Genomic DNA, 17890 nt, shown 5'->3' with positions numbered 1-17890 from the left:
GTGCAATGACCGATCTTGCGGCACCTAGCCGCCCGTCCCCCGGCAGCCCGCCTGAAGGCGCTTCCGGCGCTGCCTCCGGGCGCTTCGTCGACGGCTATCTGCTCTATCTGCTGGCGCGGGCCTCCAGCGTTGCAAGCGCGGAATTCCACGAGCAGGTGCGGGCCCGCGGCGTGCCGGTGGCGGTGTGGCGCATCCTCGCCTCGCTGAAGGGGACGGGCGAGGGGCTGACCGTCGGCGAACTGGCGAAGAGCTGCCTTGCCAACCAGCCGGCGATCTCCAAGACCGTCGACAAGCTGGTCGCCAAGGGGCTGGTCGCGCGGCAGGCGGATGAGCAAGACCGGCGCCGCGTCTGGGTGCGGCTGACGCCGGCGGGCGAGGCGCATGTCGACGAACTTATCCTCGAGGCGCAGGCACATCAGGCGCGGTTGGTCGAGGCGATCGGCGAGGGGGAAACGGAGACGCTGCGCCGGGCCCTGCTGCGGCTGATCGAACGGGCGGGATCTGGCGCTCCTTTCGTGGATTTCGACGGTTTTTCCGAAAAATAATATTGTAATTACAATGATTTGAGGGCTATTGCAGAAATTGAGACGGATTTTGCAAAATTCCGTCTCGAAATGCCGAAAAGTTGCGTTGTTGCATCCAAACGCCGCAACGGGTTCAATCAGCCCGCACGCCCCGCCGGGGTCTGCCTCAGGCGGGTCAGCATGTATCTCGACGTCCAGCACCAGCGTACCTTCTACGACCTGCCGCTCGGACGGATGATGCGGGTGCTGGTCGGCGCGCGGATCCGCGCCCGCTGGCCCGACCTGAAAGGGCGTAGCCTGCTCGGGGTCGGCTACGCCGCGCCGTACATGCGGCCCTATCTGGAAGAGGCGGAGCGGTGCATCGCCGCGATGCCGGCGGCGCAAGGGGTGGTCGCCTGGCCGCGCGGCGGGCGCAACTCGGCGACGCTGGTCGACGAGACCGAGCTGCCGTTCCCCGATCACGTCTTCGACAATGTGCTCGTCGTCCACTGCCTCGACCATTGCGGCGATGCGGAAGCGCTGTTGCGCGAGATCTGGCGGGTGCTGGTGCCGGGCGGGCGGATGATCGTCGTCGTCGCCAACCGGCGGGGATTGTGGGCGCGCTCGGAAATCTCGCCCTTCGGCTACGGCCGGCCGTTCTCGCGCGGACAGATCGAGGGGCTGCTGCGCGCCTGCCAGTTCCGCCCGTCGGGAAGCGACGAGGCGCTGTGCCTGCCGCCGACCCGCTCGCGACTGGTGCTGCGCAGCGCGCCGGCCTGGGACCGGATCGGCCGCCGGCTGTGGCCGGCCTTTGCCGGTCTGCTGGTGATCGAGGCGGAGAAGCAGATGTTCCGCGGTGCGCCGGCCGGCGGCGAGACGCGGCTGATGAAGGCGCTGCGGCCGGTCTTCGTGCCGGAGGGCGCCGCGCCCGGCATGAACGGGCGCGCCGGCTCCGGGTTCAGGCGGTCTGGCTTCGGGCGGTCAGGCCTTACGAGCGTTTCAGCAGGAACAGGGCCTGTTCGCCGATCAGGTTCCAGACCCACCAGGGCGCGGTGAAGCCGACCGGGCGGCCGCCCGCATCCAGCGCCATCGACTTGACGATCCGGGCATCGGCCTCCTGGCACAGGAGCACGAAGTCGCGGATGGTGCAGAAGTGGATGTTCGGCGTGTCGTACCAGGAATAGGGCAGGTAGTCGGTGACCGGCATGCGGCCGCCGAACAGAAGCTGCAGGCGATTGCGCCAGAAGCCGAAGTTCGGGAAGGACACGATGACGTTGGAGCCGATGCGCAGCAGCTCCTCCAGCACCCGGCGCGGAGCGTAGGTCGCCTGCAGCGTCTGGCTGAGGATGACGAAGTCGAAGGCGTTGTCCGGATAGTCCGACAGGTCGCGGTCGGCATCGCCCTGGACGACCGACAGACCGCGGGCGACGCAGGCGTTGACGCCGGCCTGCGACAGTTCCAGGCCGCGCCCGTCCACCTGCTTCTCGCGGATCAGCAGATCGAGCAGCTCGCCCTCGCCGCAGCCGATGTCGAGCACCCGCGATCCCGGCATGACCAGATCGGCGACGAGACGGTGGTCGCCGCGCGCGCTGCCCGGCTGGGCGGCAGCCTGCGGCGCGGTCGTCGGCACGGGCGGCGCGTCCACCGCGGCCTCGGGTGTGGTGATGGTCGTCACGCTCATGCAGCACCTCCCGCCGGCGGGGCGATCCCGCGGGCATGGGCCGCGCCGGTCAGGAAACCGAGCACGGTGCGGAACATTTCCGGCTCATCGAGCAGGAAGGCGTCGTGGCCGCGGTCGCTCTCCACCTCGACGAAGGAGACGTTGGCGGCGGCCGCATTCAGCGCCTTGACCACGGCCTTGCTCTCGGCGGTGGGGAACAGCCAGTCGGAGGTGAAGGACATGACGCAGAACCGGGTCGGCGAATGCAGGAAGGCGCGCGGCAGCGAGCCGCCGAAATCGGCGGCCAGGTCGAAATAGTCCATCGCCCGGGTGACATAGAGATAGGAGTTGGGGTCGAACCGGTCGACGAAGGTCATGCCCTGGTGGCGCAGGTAGCTCTCGATCTGGAAATCGGCGTCGAAGCCGAAGGTGATCGCCTCGCGGTCCTGCAGGTTGCGGCCGAACTTGCGGTGCAGCGCCGGGTCGGAGAGATAGGTGATGTGGGCGGCCATGCGCGCCACCGCCAGCCCCTTGGAGGGGCGCACGCCGCGCTCGAAATAGCGCCCGCCGCACCAGTTGGGATCGGCCATCACCGCCTGGCGGCCGACCTCGTGGAAGGCGATGTTCTGCGAGGAATGGCGGGCGGCGGCGGCGATGGGCACGGCGGAAAACACCCGCTCGGGATAGCTCACCGCCCATTGCAGCACCTGCATGCCGCCCATGGAGCCGCCGACCACGGAAAACAGCGTCTCGATGCCGAGATGGTCGAGCAGCACCGCCTGGGCGCGGACCATGTCGCGGATGGTCACCAGCGGCAGGTCGAGGCCCCAGCGCCGGCCGGTCGCCGGATTGGTGGAGGCGGGGCCGGTGGTGCCGAGGCAGCCACCGAGCACATTGGCGCAGATGACGAAGAAGCGGTCGGTGTCGACCGGCTTGCCCGGGCCGACGAGCAGCGACCACCAGCCGGGCTTGCCGGTCAGCGGATTGGGCGAGGCGACATACTGGTCGCCGGTCAGGGCGTGGGCGACGAGGATCGCGTTGCTGCGGTCCTCGTTCAGCGTACCATAGGTCTCGTAGGCGATCTGCCAGGGATCGAGCACGGTGCCGGAATCGAGCTGCAACGCCTTGTCGCCGCCGAACCTCTCGACGCGGCTCGACGGGTTGTCGGCCTCGCTGGCCGGCGCTGCCCGCAGTTCCGGTGGGCTCTGATCGGGCGGGGTCTCTTCGGCGGTCGTGTCCTTGCTCATCGGTGCCGGACATCCTCCTGGCGGCGTTCGCGCGGTTTGCAGGCAACGCCTGGGGTCGAAACTGTCTCGCGAGGGCCGGTTTTCGCCCTTGTGGGGGCCGGCCCGCGGGGACCAGCAGACGTAGGAGCCCGTCCGGGCAACGTCAATGTTTTCTTTTGCTTTCGACAGGCCTACTGCCTATGAGTATGCGCTGGCCGGAGCCCCGTTTTCAGCGGGCGCCGGCTGTCTTTTCGCAAGGCCGGTATGGTTGCCGGCCGCCCTCATCGCAAGGCCGGCATGGTTGCCGGCCGTTCTTCCGCCGTGCCGGCATGGTTGCCGATACGGTAGTCCCGCAAGGCCGGCCCGCGTGCCGGCCAAGACCGCCGCAGTCAGGAAATCTCGGCCATGCTGACGACCGCCGATCCCCGTTCCCCGTCCCGTCCCGAGCCGCGCCCCGGCATTCTGGAGATCGCTCCCTACGTGCCCGGCCGGACCAAGGCGGCGGGCGGTGCGAAGCTCCACAAGCTGTCCTCCAACGAGACGCCGCTGGGCCCGAGCCCGCGCGCCGTGGAGGCGTTCAGCGCCTGCGCCGGTCATCTGGAGCTCTATCCGGACGGCGGCTCGACGGGTCTGCGCGAGGCGATCGCCGACGTCTACGGCCTGAACCCGGAGCGGATGATCTGCGGCAACGGCTCGGACGAGATCCTGGAGCTGGTGGCGCGTACCTATATCGGTCCGGGCGACGAGGGGCTCTACAGCGAATACGGCTTCCTGGTCTACAAGATCGCCATCCTGGCCGCCGGCGGCACGCCGGTCGTCGCCCCGGAGCAGAACCTGACGACGGATGTCGACGCGCTGCTGGCGCGGGTGACCCCGCGCACCAAGGTCGTGTTCCTTGCCAATCCGAACAATCCGACCGGCACCTACCTGCCGTTCGACGAGATCCGCCGGTTGCATGCCGGCCTGCCGCCTTCCGTCCTTCTGGTGCTCGATGCGGCCTATGCCGAATATGTGCGCCGCAACGACTACGAGGCCGGCGTCGAACTGGCGGCGACGGCCGACAACGTGCTGATGACGCGCACCTTCTCCAAGATCTACGGTCTGGCGGCGCTGCGCATCGGCTGGGGCTACGGCCCGGCGCATGTGATCGACGCGCTGAACCGGGTGCGCGGGCCGTTCAACGTCTCCGGCGCCTCGCAGGCCGCCGGCATCGCCGCCGTGCGCGACCGCGCCTTCCTGGAGACCGCCGTCGCCCATAACGACATCTGGCTGGACTGGGTGAGCAAGGAAATGGCGGCGCTGGGCCTTGAAGTTACGCCGAGCGTCGGCAATTTCGTGCTGATCCACTTCCCCGAGGAGCCGGGCCGCACCGCGGCGGAGGCCGATGCCTATCTCAGCGCGCGCGGATGCGTGCTGCGGGCCGTCGGCGCCTACGGGCTGCCCAATGCGCTGCGCATGTCGATCGGCAGCGAGGAGGCCAACCGCGAGGTCGTCTCGGTGCTGAAGGAGTTCCTCGCCGGGCGCTGAGGCGCCACGGCGACGGTTCCCGCGCCACGGCGCGCGGGAACCGCAAGTGTCAGGCCGTTTTCATGTCAGATCCGAAATTCCGCCGCCTTGCCCTGATCGGCATCGGCCTCATCGGCTCCTCCATCGCGCATGCGGCGCGGCGCGAGGGGCTGGCCGAGGAGATCGCCATTTCCACCCGCTCGGAGCAGACACTGCGCCGGGCCGAGGAACTGGGGCTCGGCGACAGCTATCATCTCGACGCCGCCGAGGCGGTGAGCGGTGCCGATCTCGTCATCCTGTGCGTGCCGGTGGGCGCGAGCGAGGCGGTGGCCAAGTGGATCGCCCCGGCGCTTGCCCCCGGTGCCATCGTCACCGATGTCGGCTCGACCAAGGCCTCCGTGGTGCGGCAGATGGCGCCGCACCTGCCGGACGGGGTGCATTTCATCCCCGGCCATCCCATCGCCGGCACCGAGCATTCGGGACCGGATGCGGGCTTTGCCGAACTGTTCCGAAACCGCTGGTGCATCCTGACGCCGGTGCCGGGCACCGACCCTGAGGCGCTGGAGCGGCTGTCGGCCTTCTGGCGGGCCTGCGGCTCGATGGTCGACACGATGGATGCCGAGCATCACGACCTGGTCCTGGCCATCGTCTCGCATGTGCCGCACATCATCGCCTACAACATCGTCGGCACGGCCGACGATCTGGAGACGGTGACCAAGTCCGAGGTGATCAAGTATTCCGCCTCGGGCTTTCGCGACTTCACGCGGCTTGCGGCCTCCGACCCGACCATGTGGCGCGACGTGTGCCTGCACAACAAGGACGCGATCCTGGAGATGCTGTCGCGCTTCTCCGAGGACCTGTCGGCCTTGCAGCGGGCGGTGCGCTGGGGCGACGGCGAGGCGCTGTTCGAGCTCTTCACCCGCACGCGCGGCATCCGCCGTTCCATCGTCGAGGCGGGCCAGGAGACCGACGCGCCGAACTTCGGCCGCGACGCCAAGCGCTAAGCGGAGTTTCCGGGCGCACGCTGGCGGACGGGATCAGTCCCTGATGGGGCGGATCTCGTCGCGGCCCGGGCAGGTGGCGAGCGCCTGGCGCGCGGTGCGCCCGTCGCCGACCGGCGCGTCCGGCCAGATCTCGGCCAGCGGCACCAGCACGAAGGCGCGCTCGCCCATGCGCGGATGCGGGATCGTCAGGCCGTCCTCCTCGATCCGCTCCTCGCCATAGATCAGCACGTCGATATCGATGACGCGCGGCCCCCAGCGGATGTCGCGGACGCGGCCGAGGCTGCGCTCGACCTCCAGGCAGCGGTCGAGCAGGTCGCGCGGCGACAGCCGGGTCTCGATCACCGCGCAGGCATTGCGGTAGTCGTCCTGCGGCACCGGGCCCCAGGGCGGGGTGCGGTAGTCGGAGGAGCGGGCGACCACGACGATGCCCGGCGTTGCCGCCAGCGCGGCGAGCGCCGCGTCCAGATTGGCCAGCGTGTCGCCGACATTGGACCCCAGGCCGAGCGCGGCGCGCACCAGGGTCTTTCTCTGTGCGGTGCTCATCCCACGTGCTCGCTCATGGTGGCATGGGCGATGCGGGCGGCATCGACATGCGGCTGGACATTGTGGACGCGGACCATGGCCGCGCCCTTGAGGAAGGCGATGGTGTGCAGGGCAAGGGAGCCGTAGAGCCGGTCCTCGGTGTCGACGTCCAGCACCGCGCCGATCAGGCGCTTGCGCGAGGCGCCGACCATCAGCGGCAGGCCGTGGCGGGCGAAATGCTCCAGCCGGTTGACCACCTTGTAGCTCTGGTCCTGGGTCTTGCCGAAGCCGATGCCCGGATCCAGCATCTGACGCTCGGCCGGGATGCCGGCGCGGGCGGCAAGCTCCATCGAGCGCTCGAAGGAGCGGTCGATGTCGGCGAGGATGTCGATACCCTGATCCGCGCGCTCGCGGTTGTGCATCATGATCACTGCGGCGCCGGCCTCGGCGACCGTCTCGGCCATCGCCGGATCCTTCTGCAGGCCCCAGACATCGTTGACGATGACGGCGCCCAGAGCGCAGGCCCTGGCGGCGATGTCGGCCTTGTAGGTGTCGATGGAGACGGGCGCGCCGAGGGCGACGACCTCGCCCAGCACGGGCGCGAGGCGGCGCCATTCCTCCTCGGCCGAGACCGGGTCGGCGTTCGGCCGGGTGCTTTCGGCGCCGATGTCGATCACGTCGACGCCGTGGGCGATCATCCGCCGGGCGCTGGACAGGGCATCGTCGCGGGCGAGGAAGCGGCCGCCGTCGGAAAAGGAGTCCGGCGTGATGTTGAGGATGCCCATCACCCGCGGCCGGTCGAGCGGCACCGCGCCGCGGCTGTGGCGCAGAAGGCGCGGCGCCCGTGCATCGGCAGCCGGCGAAGGGGGTGCGTCGCTGCGAGGTGATGTCATTCGTCTGCCCCGGTCTCGTGTCCCGACCTGGCGTGATGCCCCGGCCCGGAAGCCCCGCCGCCAGATATGGCTGGCCAGCCTCCGCGCACGGCCGAGATTGCGACCGGAACAACCGTCTCCGCCGCGGTCTTGCGCCGTTCGCCCCGCCGCGTCAAGGCCCAATCGCGTCAAGGGTCGCGGCGGATTTCAGCCCTGGCCGGCGGCGGCAACCCGGCGGGCATTGACCCGGCCGAGCAGCAGGTAGGAGGCGACCGCGATGAACAGCATTGCTGGCGGCACCAGGATGATGCCGAGCAGCGGATTGCCGAGGGCGGCGATGATCAGGCTGCCGAGCAGGCCGGCGCCGAATTGCAGGAAACCCATCAGTGCGGAGGCCGCTCCGGCCATGCGCGGGAAGCCCTGCAGCGCGGCGCTGGTGACGGAAGGAAGCGACATGGCAAGCGAAAAGGCGAAGGCGCCGACCGGCAGCATCACCCCGAGGAAGGTCGGCGGGAACAGGCTCAAGGAGGCGAGCAGGGCCGCGGCGGCGGCGACCATGCCGGTCATGCCGAAGGGCAGCAGGCGGATGGCATCGACCCGCCGCATGGCGAAGCCGGTGACGATGGTGCCGGAGATGAACGAGCCTGACTGGACCATCATGCCGAAGCCGAACTGGCTGGGCGTCAGGCCGACATGGTCGATCAGCACGAAGGGCAGCACCGAGGCGAGGGTGTAGATGGTGCCGATGCCGAAGCCGACCAGCATGCTGGGCTGCATGTAGCGCGGATCGCGCAGCAGCGTCGCGTAATTGTGCAGGAGCACCCGCGGCCGCAGGTTGGCGCGGTCGATATAGGGATTGGTCTCGCGGAACGCGACCTGCGTCACCACGAGCAGGACGACGCCGTAGATCAGCATGGCCCAGAAGATCTCGCGCCAGCCGAACAGTTCCAGCGTGACGCCGCCGATGGTGGGGGCGAGCGCCGGGCCGATCGCCAGCATCATGGCGATGGTGTTCATGATGCGGGCCGAGGTCTGGCCGGTGAACTGGTCGCGGACGATGGCGCGCGAGACGGCGACGCCGACCGAGGCGCCGATGCCCTGCAGCGTGCGGGCGACGATCATCCACTCGATGGTGGGGGCGAAGGTCGCGACCACGGTGGAGGCCAGATAGAGCACCAGGAAGGCCAGGGTCACCGGACGGCGGCCGAAGGCGTCGGTCAGGGGGCCGCAGATCAGCTGGGTCAGCGCGAAGCCGGCGAAATAGGCGGTCAGCGTCAGCTTGATCATCGACTGGGACGTGCCGAAGGCCTCGGCCAGCACCGGCATGGCCGGGGTGTAGAGGGCCATGGTGATCGGGCCGATGGCGACGAGCGCAGCGCCCAGCAGCGAGGTGCGCATCTCGCTCATGATCGGGCCGCCCTCCGGCGGGGCCGGCCGGCCGGTCCGGGCGCGCGGGGCGCCGGGGGCAAGGGCGGGATCGAGCGGGGGAAGCTTGTCCATCGCCTCGGAAACGGCGGATGTGGCGGTGCTGCTCATGAGCGCTCCGGTTGGTCTGTCTTTTGATAGGTCTTGTGGTCGGTCGAGGCGTGCAGGTTGGTGTGCATGCGTTCCAGCAGGGCGTAGACGGCGTCCATCTCCTGCCGGTTCATGCCGGCCAGGGCGGCGCGGCGGATCGTGACCGCCTCGGCATGGATGCGGTCGAGCACCGGCTCGGCCGCCGCCGTCAGCGCGACGAGCTTGGCCCGCCGGTCGGACGGGTCGGGGCGGCGCGCAACGAGGCCGGCATTTTCCAGCCGGTCGAGAAAACCGCACATGGTCATCGGCTCGACGCCGAAACGCTCGGCCAGCGCGCTCTGGCGCTGGTCGGGATAATGCTCGACGAAGGCGAGGGTGCGGGCCTCGCCGGCGGTGAGGCCGGTGTCGGCCTCGGCCAGCGCTTTCTCGAAGCGGCGGCGCAAAAGCCGGGCGATGTCGCCGACGAGAAAGCCGAGCGGCCTGGTCGGAAGATCGGGGTCCATAAGCTTTCCAGATAGTATGGTTACCTTATCAAATGCGCCCGTCCTGCGGATCTGTCAAGGACGCCCTGCGTAATGCTGCGTTGCAAGAATCCGGCTCTGCGGTTATAGAGGGCGCGAAAATCCGCGGGTCCCGGTGGGCCCGCGTTGTCATTTCCGGAGCAGCCCGAACATGGACTTGCGCAACATCGCCATCATCGCGCACGTCGATCATGGCAAGACCACCCTGATCGACGTGCTGCTGAAGCAGTCGGGCGCCTTCCGCGACAATCAGCGCACGGAAGAGCGGATGATGGATTCCAACGACCTTGAGCGGGAGCGTGGCATCACCATTCTCGCCAAGGTCACCTCGCTGACCCACGGCGACACCCGCATCAACATCGTCGACACGCCCGGCCACGCCGATTTCGGCGGCGAGGTCGAGCGTATCCTGCACATGGTCGACGGCGTGGTTCTGCTGGTCGACGCGGCCGAAGGGCCGATGCCGCAGACCAAGTTCGTGCTCGGCAAGGCCTTGAAGCTCGGCCTTCGCCCGATCGTCGCGATCAACAAGATCGACAAGCCGGACCAGCGTGCCGAAGAGGTGCTGGACGAGGTGTTCGACCTCTTTGCCGCGCTCGACGCCAACGAGGAGCAGCTGGACTTCCCGGTGCTCTACGGGTCGGCCAAGCAGGGCTGGATGGCGAGCGATCCGGCGGGTCCGAAGGATTCCATGGATCCGCTCTTCGACCTGGTGCGTGCCCATATCCAGCCGCCGAAGGCGGAGCCGGGCGCCTTCCGCATGCTGGCGACGACGGTGCAGGCCAACCCGTTCCTCGGCCGCATCCTGACCGGGCGCATCGTCTCGGGCGAGGCGGTGCCGAACATGGCGGTCAAGGCGCTGTCGCGCGACAACAAGCTGGTCGAGACCGGCCGCATCTCCAAGGTGCTGGCCTTCCGCGGCCTCGAGCGCCAGCCGATCGAGAAGGGCGTCGCCGGCGACATCATCTCGATCTCGGGCCTGAGCGAGGCGACGGTTTCCGACACGATCTGCGCGCCGGAATACACCGAGGCGCTGCCGGCCCAGCCGATCGATCCGCCGACCCTGTCGATGACCTTCCGCGTCAATGACGGCCCGCTGGCCGGCACGGAAGGCGACAAGGTGCAGTCGCGCGTCATCCGCAAGCGGCTGATGGACGAGGCCGAGGGCAACGTCGCGCTGAAGATCGAGGACAGCACCGAGGCCGACGCCTTCATCGTCGCGGGCCGCGGCGAGCTGCAGCTGGCGATCCTGATCGAGAACATGCGCCGTGAGGGCTTCGAGCTGTGCGTCGGCCGTCCGCGCGTGGTGTTCCGCACCGGCGAGAACGGCGAGCGGCTGGAGCCGATCGAGGAAGTCATCATCGACGTCGACGAGGAGCATTCCGGCGTCGTCGTGCAGAAGCTGTCGGAGCGCAAGGCCGACCTGCTCGAGATGCGCCCGTCGGGCGCCGGCCGCACCCGGCTGGTGTTCCACGCCCCGACCCGCGGCCTGATCGGCTACCAGTCGGAGCTGCTGTCGGACACGCGCGGCACGGCGATCTTCAACCGCCTGTTCCACGACTACGCGCCGTACAAGGGCGAGATCGCCGGCCGTCACACCGGCGTGCTGATCTCCAACGGCGACGGCGAGGCGGTGGCCTATGCGCTGTTCAACCTGGAAGACCGCGGCCCGATGCTGATCGACCCGGGCGTCAAGGTCTATCGCGGCATGCTGATCGGCGAGCACACGCGCGGCAACGACCTCGAGGTCAACGTGCTGAAGGGCAAGCAGCTCACCAACGTGCGCGCGGCCGGCAAGGACGAGGCGGTGCGCCTGACGACGCCGATCCGCCTGTCGCTGGAAGCGGCGCTCTCCTACATCAACGACGACGAGCTGGTCGAGGTGACGCCGAAGACCATCCGCCTGCGCAAGGCGCTGCTCGATCCGCATGACCGCAAGCGCGCGGAGCGTGCGGCGACCAAGCAGAGCGCCTGATACGCCGCAAGGTCGAGTGGATGTCTTTCGAACGGGCGGGGTTTTCCCCGCCCGTTTTCTTTTGCGGATTGGTCAGTGCGGCCGGTCGGTAACCCGCGACAGCAGGGCGAGGCCGGCGGCGAAGAACACCAGGATCACCGCCATGCCGGCCGCCTGGTTGGCGGTGGCGGCGGTGACGAGGCCGACGAGCAGCGGCGCGAGGAAGCTCGTGACCTTGCCCGAGAGCGCGAAGAGGCCGAAATAGCGGGTCATGGCGCCGGGCGGCGAGACATGCACGAGCAGCGTGCGCGAGGCGGCCTGCAAGGGGCCGGCGGCCGCACCCAGCACACCGCCGAGCACCAGGAAGACCTGTTCCGGCAGGCTGGAGAACAGGCCCGCGCCGGGCTCGGCCGGGCTTGCCTCAATGATGAAGAACACCGTGTCGCGGTCGACCGAGACGAGGCCGAGGCCGCACAGGATCAGCACGAACAGGGCGCCGGCGATCACCGGCTTCGGCCCGAGCCGGTCGTCGACCCGCCCGCCGATCACCGCGCCGAGCGTGCCGGTGATGGTCAGCAGGATGCCGAAGGTGCCGATCTCGATGGAGGACCAGCCGAGCACGCCGGCGGCATAGATGCCGCCGAAGGCGAAGAGCGCGACCAACCCGTCCTTGTAGATCATGTTGGCGGCGAGAAAGAGCAGCATGCGGCGGTCGGCGCGCGCCTCGCGGAAGGTGGCGGCCAGATCGGCAAGTCCCTGGCGCACGGCGGTGCCGAGCGCAACGGGACGGCGCGGCACGTCCGGCACCAGGAGGAACAGCGGCAGCACGAAGACGAGATACCAGATCGCCGAGAACGGGCCGGAGGCGCGGTCGCCGGCATGGGTTGCCGGATCGAGGCCGAAGATCGGCTCCAGCCCCAGCATCGTCAGGCCGGTCTGCGGGTTCGAGGCCATCAGGCCGAGGGCGAGGACCAGCGAGACGAGGCCGCCGGCATAGCCGAGCGCCCAGCCGTTGCCCGACAGGCGGCCGAGCCGGGCGCGGGGCACGAGGTCCGGCATCATCGCATTGGTGAAGACGGTGGCGAACTCGGCGCCGAGCGTTGCAACGGCAAAGCCGACAAGCGCGATGGCGATGGCCCATGGCTCGCCGGGCACGGCGAACCACAGGGCGGCGGAGCCGGCGAGCAGTGGCAGGGAGAAGGCGGCGATCCACGGCTTGCGCGCGCCGGTGCGGTCGGCGATGGCGCCGAGGACGGGTGCGAGCAGGGCGATGGTGAGCCCGGCGGCGGCGGTGGCATAGCCCCACAGCGCCTGGCCCTCAGCGGGCGTTGCCGCCAGCGCGGAGGCGAAATAGGGGGCGAAGACGAAGGTGGTGACCAGCGTGAAGAAGGGCTGGGCAGCCCAGTCGAAGAACAGCCAGCTGGCGACCGCGCCCCGGCGCGGCGGCAACAGGGCGCCCCCGAGGGCGTTTTCGAGGGCGTTCCCGGGGGCGTTTCCGTCCGGCGGGGAAACGCCCGCAGCTGCGGGCGCTCCCTTGTCGGTTGCGGTCCTGGTCATGTCACCCGGGGCGTGTCCGGCACCGGGTGTCGTCATCCGGCGAGCTCTGCGAGCAGGCCGGCGGCGACGGAGAACTTCGACACGGAGAGATCGCCCTCGATGATCTCGCCCGCCGCCCGTGCGGTGCGCGCGACGCGCGCCTCGTTGGCGGCAAGCCAGGCATCGAAGCCGCCGGCGGCCAGCGCCTCGGCGGTGACGTCGCGATGGGCGCCGGCAAGGGTCGCCCGCGCCCGGTCGAGCGCCAGACCGTCATAGTAGTCGGAGATCTTCAGGCTGCGTGCCTTGGCCTCCATGGCGCCGAGGCGGAAGTGGCCGGCGACGCGGAAGAAGACCTCGGCGACATCGGTGAGCTCGCGCCCGGTCTGCTCGGCGATCAGCACGATGTCCGGCAGCTCGGCCTCGACCGGCAGGCGGGCGATGCGGGCGGCCAGCGGATCGGGAACGCCGGCATCGGCGAGGCGCTGGGTCTCCGCCTCGATCTCGGCCCTCAGCGCCGGCTGCACCACGCCGGCCAGCACCGGCGCCAGCGTGTCGATGCCGCTGCCGAAGCGGGTGACGATGGACTGCAGCCCGCCCTCGAAGGTGACATTGCGCAGGAACCAGACCGTCTGTTCCAGCACCAGGTCCTGCACCGCGCGGTAGAGGCCGAGCTGGATCTGGCCGTCGATCAGGGTGTCGAGTGCGTCGATCTCGCCGTTGAGGATCGTCAGGCCGTAGGCGTCGCGCACGGCGGCGAAGGCCTGGGCGATCTGCGCCGGATCGGCGCCGGTCTGGTCGGCGATGCGGGTGAGGAAGGTCGGCCCGCCGCGGTTGATCATCGAGTTGGCGAGCATCGTCGAGATGATCTCGCGCCGCAGCCGGTGTCCCTCGATCTCCGCCGCATAGGCTTCCTGCATTTCGGGCGGGAAGTAGCGGAAGAGCTCGCGGGCGAGATAGCTGTCGTCCGGCACCGAACTGTCGAGCAGCCGGTCGAACAGGGTGATCTTGGCATAGGCGAGCAGCACGCCGATCTCGGCGCGGGTGAGGCCGGCCTCGCTGGCTGCAAGCTCGTCGAGGGCCGCCTCGTCGGGCAGCTGCTCGACCGTGCGGTCGAGCAGGCCCGCCTGCTCCAGCTGGCGCATCATCCGCCGCTGGTAGCCGAAATCCTCCATGCCGCGCGCTTCCGTCAGGCTGATCGCCAGCGTCTGCAGGTAGTTGTTGCGCAGCACCAGGTCGGCGACCTCGTCGGTCATCGCCGCCAGCAGCACGTTTCGGTCGGCGACGGACAGGCGGTTGGCCCGAACGGCCGCGCCGAGCGCGATCTTGATGTTGACCTCCATGTCGGAGGAGTTGACGCCGGCGGAGTTGTCGATGGCGTCGGAGTTGCTGCGGCCGCCGCGCCGGTTGAAGGCGATGCGGGCGAGCTGGGTCATGCCGAGATTGGCGCCCTCGCCGATGACCCTGGCGCCGACCTGGTCGGCGGTGACGCGGATCGCGTCGTTGGCACGGTCGCCGACATCCGCATCGCTCTCCTTCGCGGAGCGGATATAGGTGCCGATGCCGCCGAACCACAGCAGGTCGACCTTCATCTTCAGGATGGCGTTCATCACCTCCTGGGGCGTTGCCTTGGCCTTGGAAAGGCCGAGCATCTCCTGCACCTGCGGCGACAGCGGGATCGACTTGGCCTGGCGCGAGAAGATGCCGCCGCCCTCCGAGATCAGGGCGGTGTTGTAGTCGTTCCACGAGGAGCGGCCGAGGTCGAAGACGCGCTTGCGCTCCTCCCAGCTCACGGCCGCGTCCGGATCGGGATCGAGGAAGATGTCGCGATGGTCGAAGGCGGCGACCAGGCGGATCTGCTTCGACAGCAGCATGCCGTTGCCGAACACGTCGCCCGACATGTCGCCGACGCCGGCGACGGTGAAGGGCTCGCTCTGGATGTCGCGGTTCATCTCGCGGAAGTGCCGCTTGACCGCCTCCCAGGCGCCGCGCGCGGTGATCGCCATCTTCTTGTGGTCGTAGCCGGCCGAGCCGCCGGAGGCGAAGGCGTCGCCGAGCCAGAAGTTGCGGCTTTCCGAGATGCCGTTGGCCGTGTCGGAGAAGGTCGCGGTGCCCTTGTCGGCGGCGACGACCAGATAGGGGTCGTCCTCGTCGTGGCGCACGACACGCTCGGGCGCCCAGACCTTGTCGCCCGACAGGTTGTCGGTGACGTCGAGCAGCGAGGAGATGAAGATCTTGTAGGCCTTGGTGCCTTCGGCGAAGACCTCGTCGCGGCTGCCGCCCTCCGGCAGAAGCTTGGGCACGAAGCCGCCCTTGGCACCGACCGGCACGATCACCGCGTTCTTGACCTGCTGCGCCTTGACGAGGCCCAGCACCTCGGTGCGGAAGTCCTGCGCCCGGTCGGACCAGCGCAGGCCGCCGCGCGCCACCTTGCCGAAGCGCAGGTGCACGCCCTCGACCCGCGGGCTGTAGACGAAGATCTCGCGGAAGGGCCGCGGCAGCGGCAGCTCCTCGATGCGCTGCGGGTCCAGCTTGAAGGCGAAGGTCGGCTTCGGCTGACCGTGCGCGTCGAGCTGGAAGAAGTTGGTGCGCAGCATGGCGGCGATGACATTGCCGAAGCGGCGCAGGATGCGGTCGTCGTCGAGGCTGTCGACCTTGTCGAGCGCGTCGGTGATCTCCTGCTCGACGCGGGCCGCGCCGAGCGAGCGGTCGGAGCCGTCCAGATCGGGATCGAAGCGCAGGTGGAACAGCCCGACCAGCCGGGCCGCGACGTCGCTGTAGCGGTTCAGCGTCCGCCACATGTAGTCCTCGGAATAGCGGATGCCGGCCTGGCGCAGGTAGCGCGACAGGGCGCGCAGCATGGCGATGTCGCGCCAGGCGAGCCCGGCACTGAGCACCAACGCGTTGTAGCCGTCGGATTCCGCCTGGCCGCGCCAGATCGCCAGGAAGATCGCCTCCAGGCGGCTGCGCAGGTCGTCGGTGAGGTCGATGTCGCCGCCGCCCGCCGGCTCCAGCGACAGCTCGTGCAGATAGGCGAGCGGCCGGTCGGCCGGGGTGATGCGGTAGGTGCGCTCGTTGATCACCTTGAAGCCGATGTTCTCCAGGATCGGCACGCGGGCCGACAGCGGGATCGGCACCAGGTGGTGATAGACCTTGAGCACGACGCGGTTGGGCGCGTCCTGCGACCGGCGGGAGAAGGTGAGGGCGGTGTCGGACGCCTCGCTCAGCTTCTCGACGATGCGGATGTCCTCCAGCGCCGTCTCGCCGCCATAGACCTCGCGGTAGCCGGCCTGGAAGGCATCGGCATAGCGGGCGGCCTTTTCCAGCGCCTTGTTGCCGCCATAGGCGGCGCGCAGGGCCTCGCGGAAGCCGTCGGCCCAGGTGCGGACGATGCCGGCGACCGCCTGCTCCAGATCCTCCTGGGACGGATCGGGCGTCTCGCCGCTGTCGCGGCCGACGATGAAGTGGACGCGGGCGAGCGGGCCTTCGGGATAGGTGACGTACCAGGCCGACAGGCGGCCGTCATAGACCTTGGCGAGATAGGCGCCGATCTTCAGGCGCACCTCGGTCGTGTAGCGGTCGCGCGGCACGTAGCACAGGATCGACACGAACCGGTCGAACCGGTCGCGGCGGGCGAGCACGCGGATGCGCGGGCGCTCGTCGAGCTGCAGGATGGCCAGGGTGAAGTCGTAAAGCAGGTCCGGGTCGATCTGGAACAGCTCGTCGCGCGGATAGCTCTCCAGCACGTTGGTCAGCGCCCGGCCCGAATGGCTCTCCGGGTCGTAGCCGGCCCGCGCCAGCACGCTGTCGACCTTGCGCCGCAGGAAGGGGATGCTGCCGGTGGACAGCGTATAGGCGGTGGCGGTGAGCAGGCCGACGATGCGCAGCTCGCCGGCGAGCTCGCCGGTGTCGTCGAACAGCTTGACGCCGACATAGTCCATGTGGACGCGGCGATGGACCCGGCTCCTGACATTGGCCTTGGAGACGATCAGCGGCTCCGGCTTCATCAGGAACTCGCGGATCTCCGGCGTGATGACGACGAATTCCGAGCCGCGGCGCAGGACGCGCACGTCCGGATCTGCGAGCAGGCCGAGGCCCGAGCCGCGGCGGTGCGACAGCTCGCCTTCCGCCACGCCGCCCTCGAAATAGTATTCGCGCATGCCGAGCAGGGTGAAGTTGTCGGCGGCGAGCCATTCCAGGAACTGGATCGCCTCGGCGAGCTCGTCGACCGGCACCGGCGGCGGGGTGTTCTTGTAGGTGGCGATGGCGTCGGCGAGGCGCTCGCGCATCGGCTTCCAGTCGGTGACGGCGGCGCGCACGTCCTTCATCACGGCGTCGAGGCGCTCGGCGAGCTGCTCGCGCTCGATGCTGGCGTCGATCCGCCCGACATGGATGTGGATGACGCTCTCGCGGCGGGCGCCTTCGGTCTTGGCCTTCGCCGTGCCGTGGCAGGCGAGGAGGCGGCCGTCGGCATCGCGCTCGACCGCGAGGATCGGGTGCAGCACGAGGCGGGCCTCGAAGCCGCTCGCCTGCAGCTCGCCCATCACCGAATCGACCAGGAACGGCATGTTGTCGTTGAAGATCTCGACGACGGTGATCTCGTCGGCGCGGCTGCCCTCGCCGGCGGGGGCGGGGTTGTAGATGTGGATGCGATGGGTGCCGAGCGGATGGCTCGCCATCTCGGCCCAGGCTGTGCGGGCGAGGGCGACGAGGTCCGCCGCCGGATAGCTGACGACATCCTCGGCCGCGCCGCGGGCGAACAGGGCGCGCGCGAACTCCCCGATCTCGGGCTCGAGCGCCGCGACCACCGTGTCGATCAATCGGGCTTTTGCTTGCTCACGTGCTTCGGGCATTGGTCCCCCACCATCCGGGTCTTACTGAACGGGTCTCGTCCGATCGCGCCCGGTTCTCATGTTTGCACCGGACATGGCTGGCGCGGGGTGCATCCCGCGGTCGCCGCCGGTAGCACGGCATGCTAGAGCGAGTAGGAGCGCGAGGGAATCCTTTCCCGAGCCGGATTCACCGCTATCGGTCAAAGGTGTCCGAATTCGGGGAGGGGCGGACCGACGACGCG

General features: G+C 69.3%; 13 protein-coding genes. 5 read left to right on the top strand and 8 right to left on the bottom strand.

Features of this window, described 5'->3' with window-relative positions; all coding sequences use genetic code 11:
• Positions 1–5 precede the first annotated feature (5 nt).
• Positions 6–545 (top strand): MarR family winged helix-turn-helix transcriptional regulator, encoded by a 540-nt coding sequence (locus GH266_RS12015; protein ID WP_158194117.1) that lies wholly within the window; start codon positions 6–8, stop codon positions 543–545.
• 159 nt (positions 546–704) lie between these two features.
• Complete coding sequence (locus GH266_RS12010; protein ID WP_158194116.1) at positions 705–1559, top strand: class I SAM-dependent methyltransferase; 855 nt, start codon at positions 705–707, stop codon at positions 1557–1559.
• Here the strand turns inward: GH266_RS12010 and metW are convergent.
• Entirely contained in the window at positions 1492–2055 is a 564-nt protein-coding gene (metW, locus tag GH266_RS12005) for a methionine biosynthesis protein MetW (protein WP_067224794.1), read from the bottom strand. The two genes, GH266_RS12010 and metW, sit on opposite strands and share 68 nt — an antisense overlap.
• Positions 2056–2180: 125 nt before the next feature.
• The gene (gene metX, locus GH266_RS12000; protein WP_158194115.1) at positions 2181–3410 is read right to left on the bottom strand and encodes a homoserine O-acetyltransferase MetX; all 1230 of its coding nucleotides are present in this window, start codon (positions 3408–3410) and stop codon (positions 2181–2183) included.
• 384 nt (positions 3411–3794) lie between these two features.
• Here metX and hisC point away from each other — a divergent pair, with 384 nt between their 5' ends.
• Both hisC and GH266_RS11990 read left to right on the top strand, forming a co-directional pair.
• On the top strand, positions 3795–4916 hold the full coding sequence (gene hisC, locus GH266_RS11995) for a histidinol-phosphate transaminase (RefSeq protein WP_158194114.1): 1122 nt from the start codon (positions 3795–3797) through the stop codon (positions 4914–4916).
• A 62-nt stretch (positions 4917–4978) separates the two neighbouring features.
• A complete protein-coding gene (locus tag GH266_RS11990) occupies positions 4979–5899 on the top strand; it encodes a prephenate/arogenate dehydrogenase family protein (RefSeq protein WP_158194113.1) in 921 nt (306 codons plus the stop codon).
• Positions 5900–5932: 33 nt separating this feature from the next.
• Here GH266_RS11990 and folK read toward each other — a convergent pair whose 3' ends face one another.
• From folK to GH266_RS11970, 4 genes are all read right to left on the bottom strand, one after another.
• Positions 5933–6442: a 2-amino-4-hydroxy-6-hydroxymethyldihydropteridine diphosphokinase gene (gene folK, locus GH266_RS11985; RefSeq protein ID WP_158194112.1), complete on the bottom strand. Its 510-nt coding sequence runs from the start codon at positions 6440–6442 to the stop codon at positions 5933–5935.
• Positions 6439–7314: a dihydropteroate synthase gene (gene folP, locus GH266_RS11980; protein ID WP_158194111.1), complete on the bottom strand. Its 876-nt coding sequence runs from the start codon at positions 7312–7314 to the stop codon at positions 6439–6441. Before folP ends, folK begins: the two co-directional genes overlap by 4 nt.
• Before the next feature lie 186 nt (positions 7315–7500).
• The gene (locus GH266_RS11975) at positions 7501–8829 is read right to left on the bottom strand and encodes a multidrug effflux MFS transporter (protein WP_244953675.1); all 1329 of its coding nucleotides are present in this window, start codon (positions 8827–8829) and stop codon (positions 7501–7503) included.
• Entirely contained in the window at positions 8826–9311 is a 486-nt protein-coding gene (locus tag GH266_RS11970) for a MarR family winged helix-turn-helix transcriptional regulator (protein ID WP_158194110.1), read from the bottom strand. The genes GH266_RS11975 and GH266_RS11970 overlap by 4 nt, the downstream gene beginning before the upstream one ends.
• A gap of 169 nt (positions 9312–9480) precedes the next feature.
• Here GH266_RS11970 and typA point away from each other — a divergent pair, with 169 nt between their 5' ends.
• A complete protein-coding gene (gene typA / locus GH266_RS11965; RefSeq protein ID WP_158194109.1) occupies positions 9481–11304 on the top strand; it encodes a translational GTPase TypA in 1824 nt (607 codons plus the stop codon).
• 72 nt (positions 11305–11376) lie between these two features.
• Here the strand turns inward: typA and GH266_RS11960 are convergent, their stop codons facing one another.
• Both GH266_RS11960 and GH266_RS11955 read right to left on the bottom strand, forming a co-directional pair.
• The gene (locus GH266_RS11960) at positions 11377–12840 is read right to left on the bottom strand and encodes an MFS transporter (protein WP_158194108.1); all 1464 of its coding nucleotides are present in this window, start codon (positions 12838–12840) and stop codon (positions 11377–11379) included.
• A 32-nt stretch (positions 12841–12872) separates the two neighbouring features.
• Complete coding sequence (locus tag GH266_RS11955; RefSeq protein ID WP_158194107.1) at positions 12873–17669, bottom strand: NAD-glutamate dehydrogenase; 4797 nt, start codon at positions 17667–17669, stop codon at positions 12873–12875.
• Between the last annotated feature and the right edge of the window lie 221 nt (positions 17670–17890).

Origin of the sequence: Stappia indica, from assembly GCF_009789575.1 — a bacterium.
GTDB classification, from domain to species: domain Bacteria; phylum Pseudomonadota; class Alphaproteobacteria; order Rhizobiales; family Stappiaceae; genus Stappia; species Stappia indica_A.
The sequence above is the reverse complement of the archived record's forward strand: the minus strand, read 5'-3'. Positions and strand labels throughout refer to the sequence as shown.

Excerpts from the sequence above, each read along its gene's own strand:
- hisC (WP_158194114.1), top strand. The coding sequence starts at position 3,795 with ATGCTGACGACCGCCGATCCCCGTTCCCCGTCCCGTCCCGAGCCGCGC.
- GH266_RS12015 (WP_158194117.1), top strand. The coding sequence starts at position 6 with ATGACCGATCTTGCGGCACCTAGCCGCCCGTCCCCCGGCAGCCCGCCT.
- GH266_RS11960 (WP_158194108.1), bottom strand. The coding sequence starts at position 12,840 with ATGACCAGGACCGCAACCGACAAGGGAGCGCCCGCAGCTGCGGGCGTT.
- GH266_RS11975 (WP_244953675.1), bottom strand. The coding sequence starts at position 8,829 with ATGAGCAGCACCGCCACATCCGCCGTTTCCGAGGCGATGGACAAGCTT.
- GH266_RS12010 (WP_158194116.1), top strand. The coding sequence starts at position 705 with ATGTATCTCGACGTCCAGCACCAGCGTACCTTCTACGACCTGCCGCTC.
- typA (WP_158194109.1), top strand. The coding sequence starts at position 9,481 with ATGGACTTGCGCAACATCGCCATCATCGCGCACGTCGATCATGGCAAG.
- GH266_RS11955 (WP_158194107.1), bottom strand. The coding sequence starts at position 17,669 with ATGCCCGAAGCACGTGAGCAAGCAAAAGCCCGATTGATCGACACGGTG.
- GH266_RS11970 (WP_158194110.1), bottom strand. The coding sequence starts at position 9,311 with ATGGACCCCGATCTTCCGACCAGGCCGCTCGGCTTTCTCGTCGGCGAC.
- folK (WP_158194112.1), bottom strand. The coding sequence starts at position 6,442 with ATGAGCACCGCACAGAGAAAGACCCTGGTGCGCGCCGCGCTCGGCCTG.
- folP (WP_158194111.1), bottom strand. The coding sequence starts at position 7,314 with ATGACATCACCTCGCAGCGACGCACCCCCTTCGCCGGCTGCCGATGCA.
- metW (WP_067224794.1), bottom strand. The coding sequence starts at position 2,055 with ATGCCGGGATCGCGGGTGCTCGACATCGGCTGCGGCGAGGGCGAGCTG.
- GH266_RS11990 (WP_158194113.1), top strand. The coding sequence starts at position 4,979 with ATGTCAGATCCGAAATTCCGCCGCCTTGCCCTGATCGGCATCGGCCTC.
- metX (WP_158194115.1), bottom strand. The coding sequence starts at position 3,410 with ATGAGCAAGGACACGACCGCCGAAGAGACCCCGCCCGATCAGAGCCCA.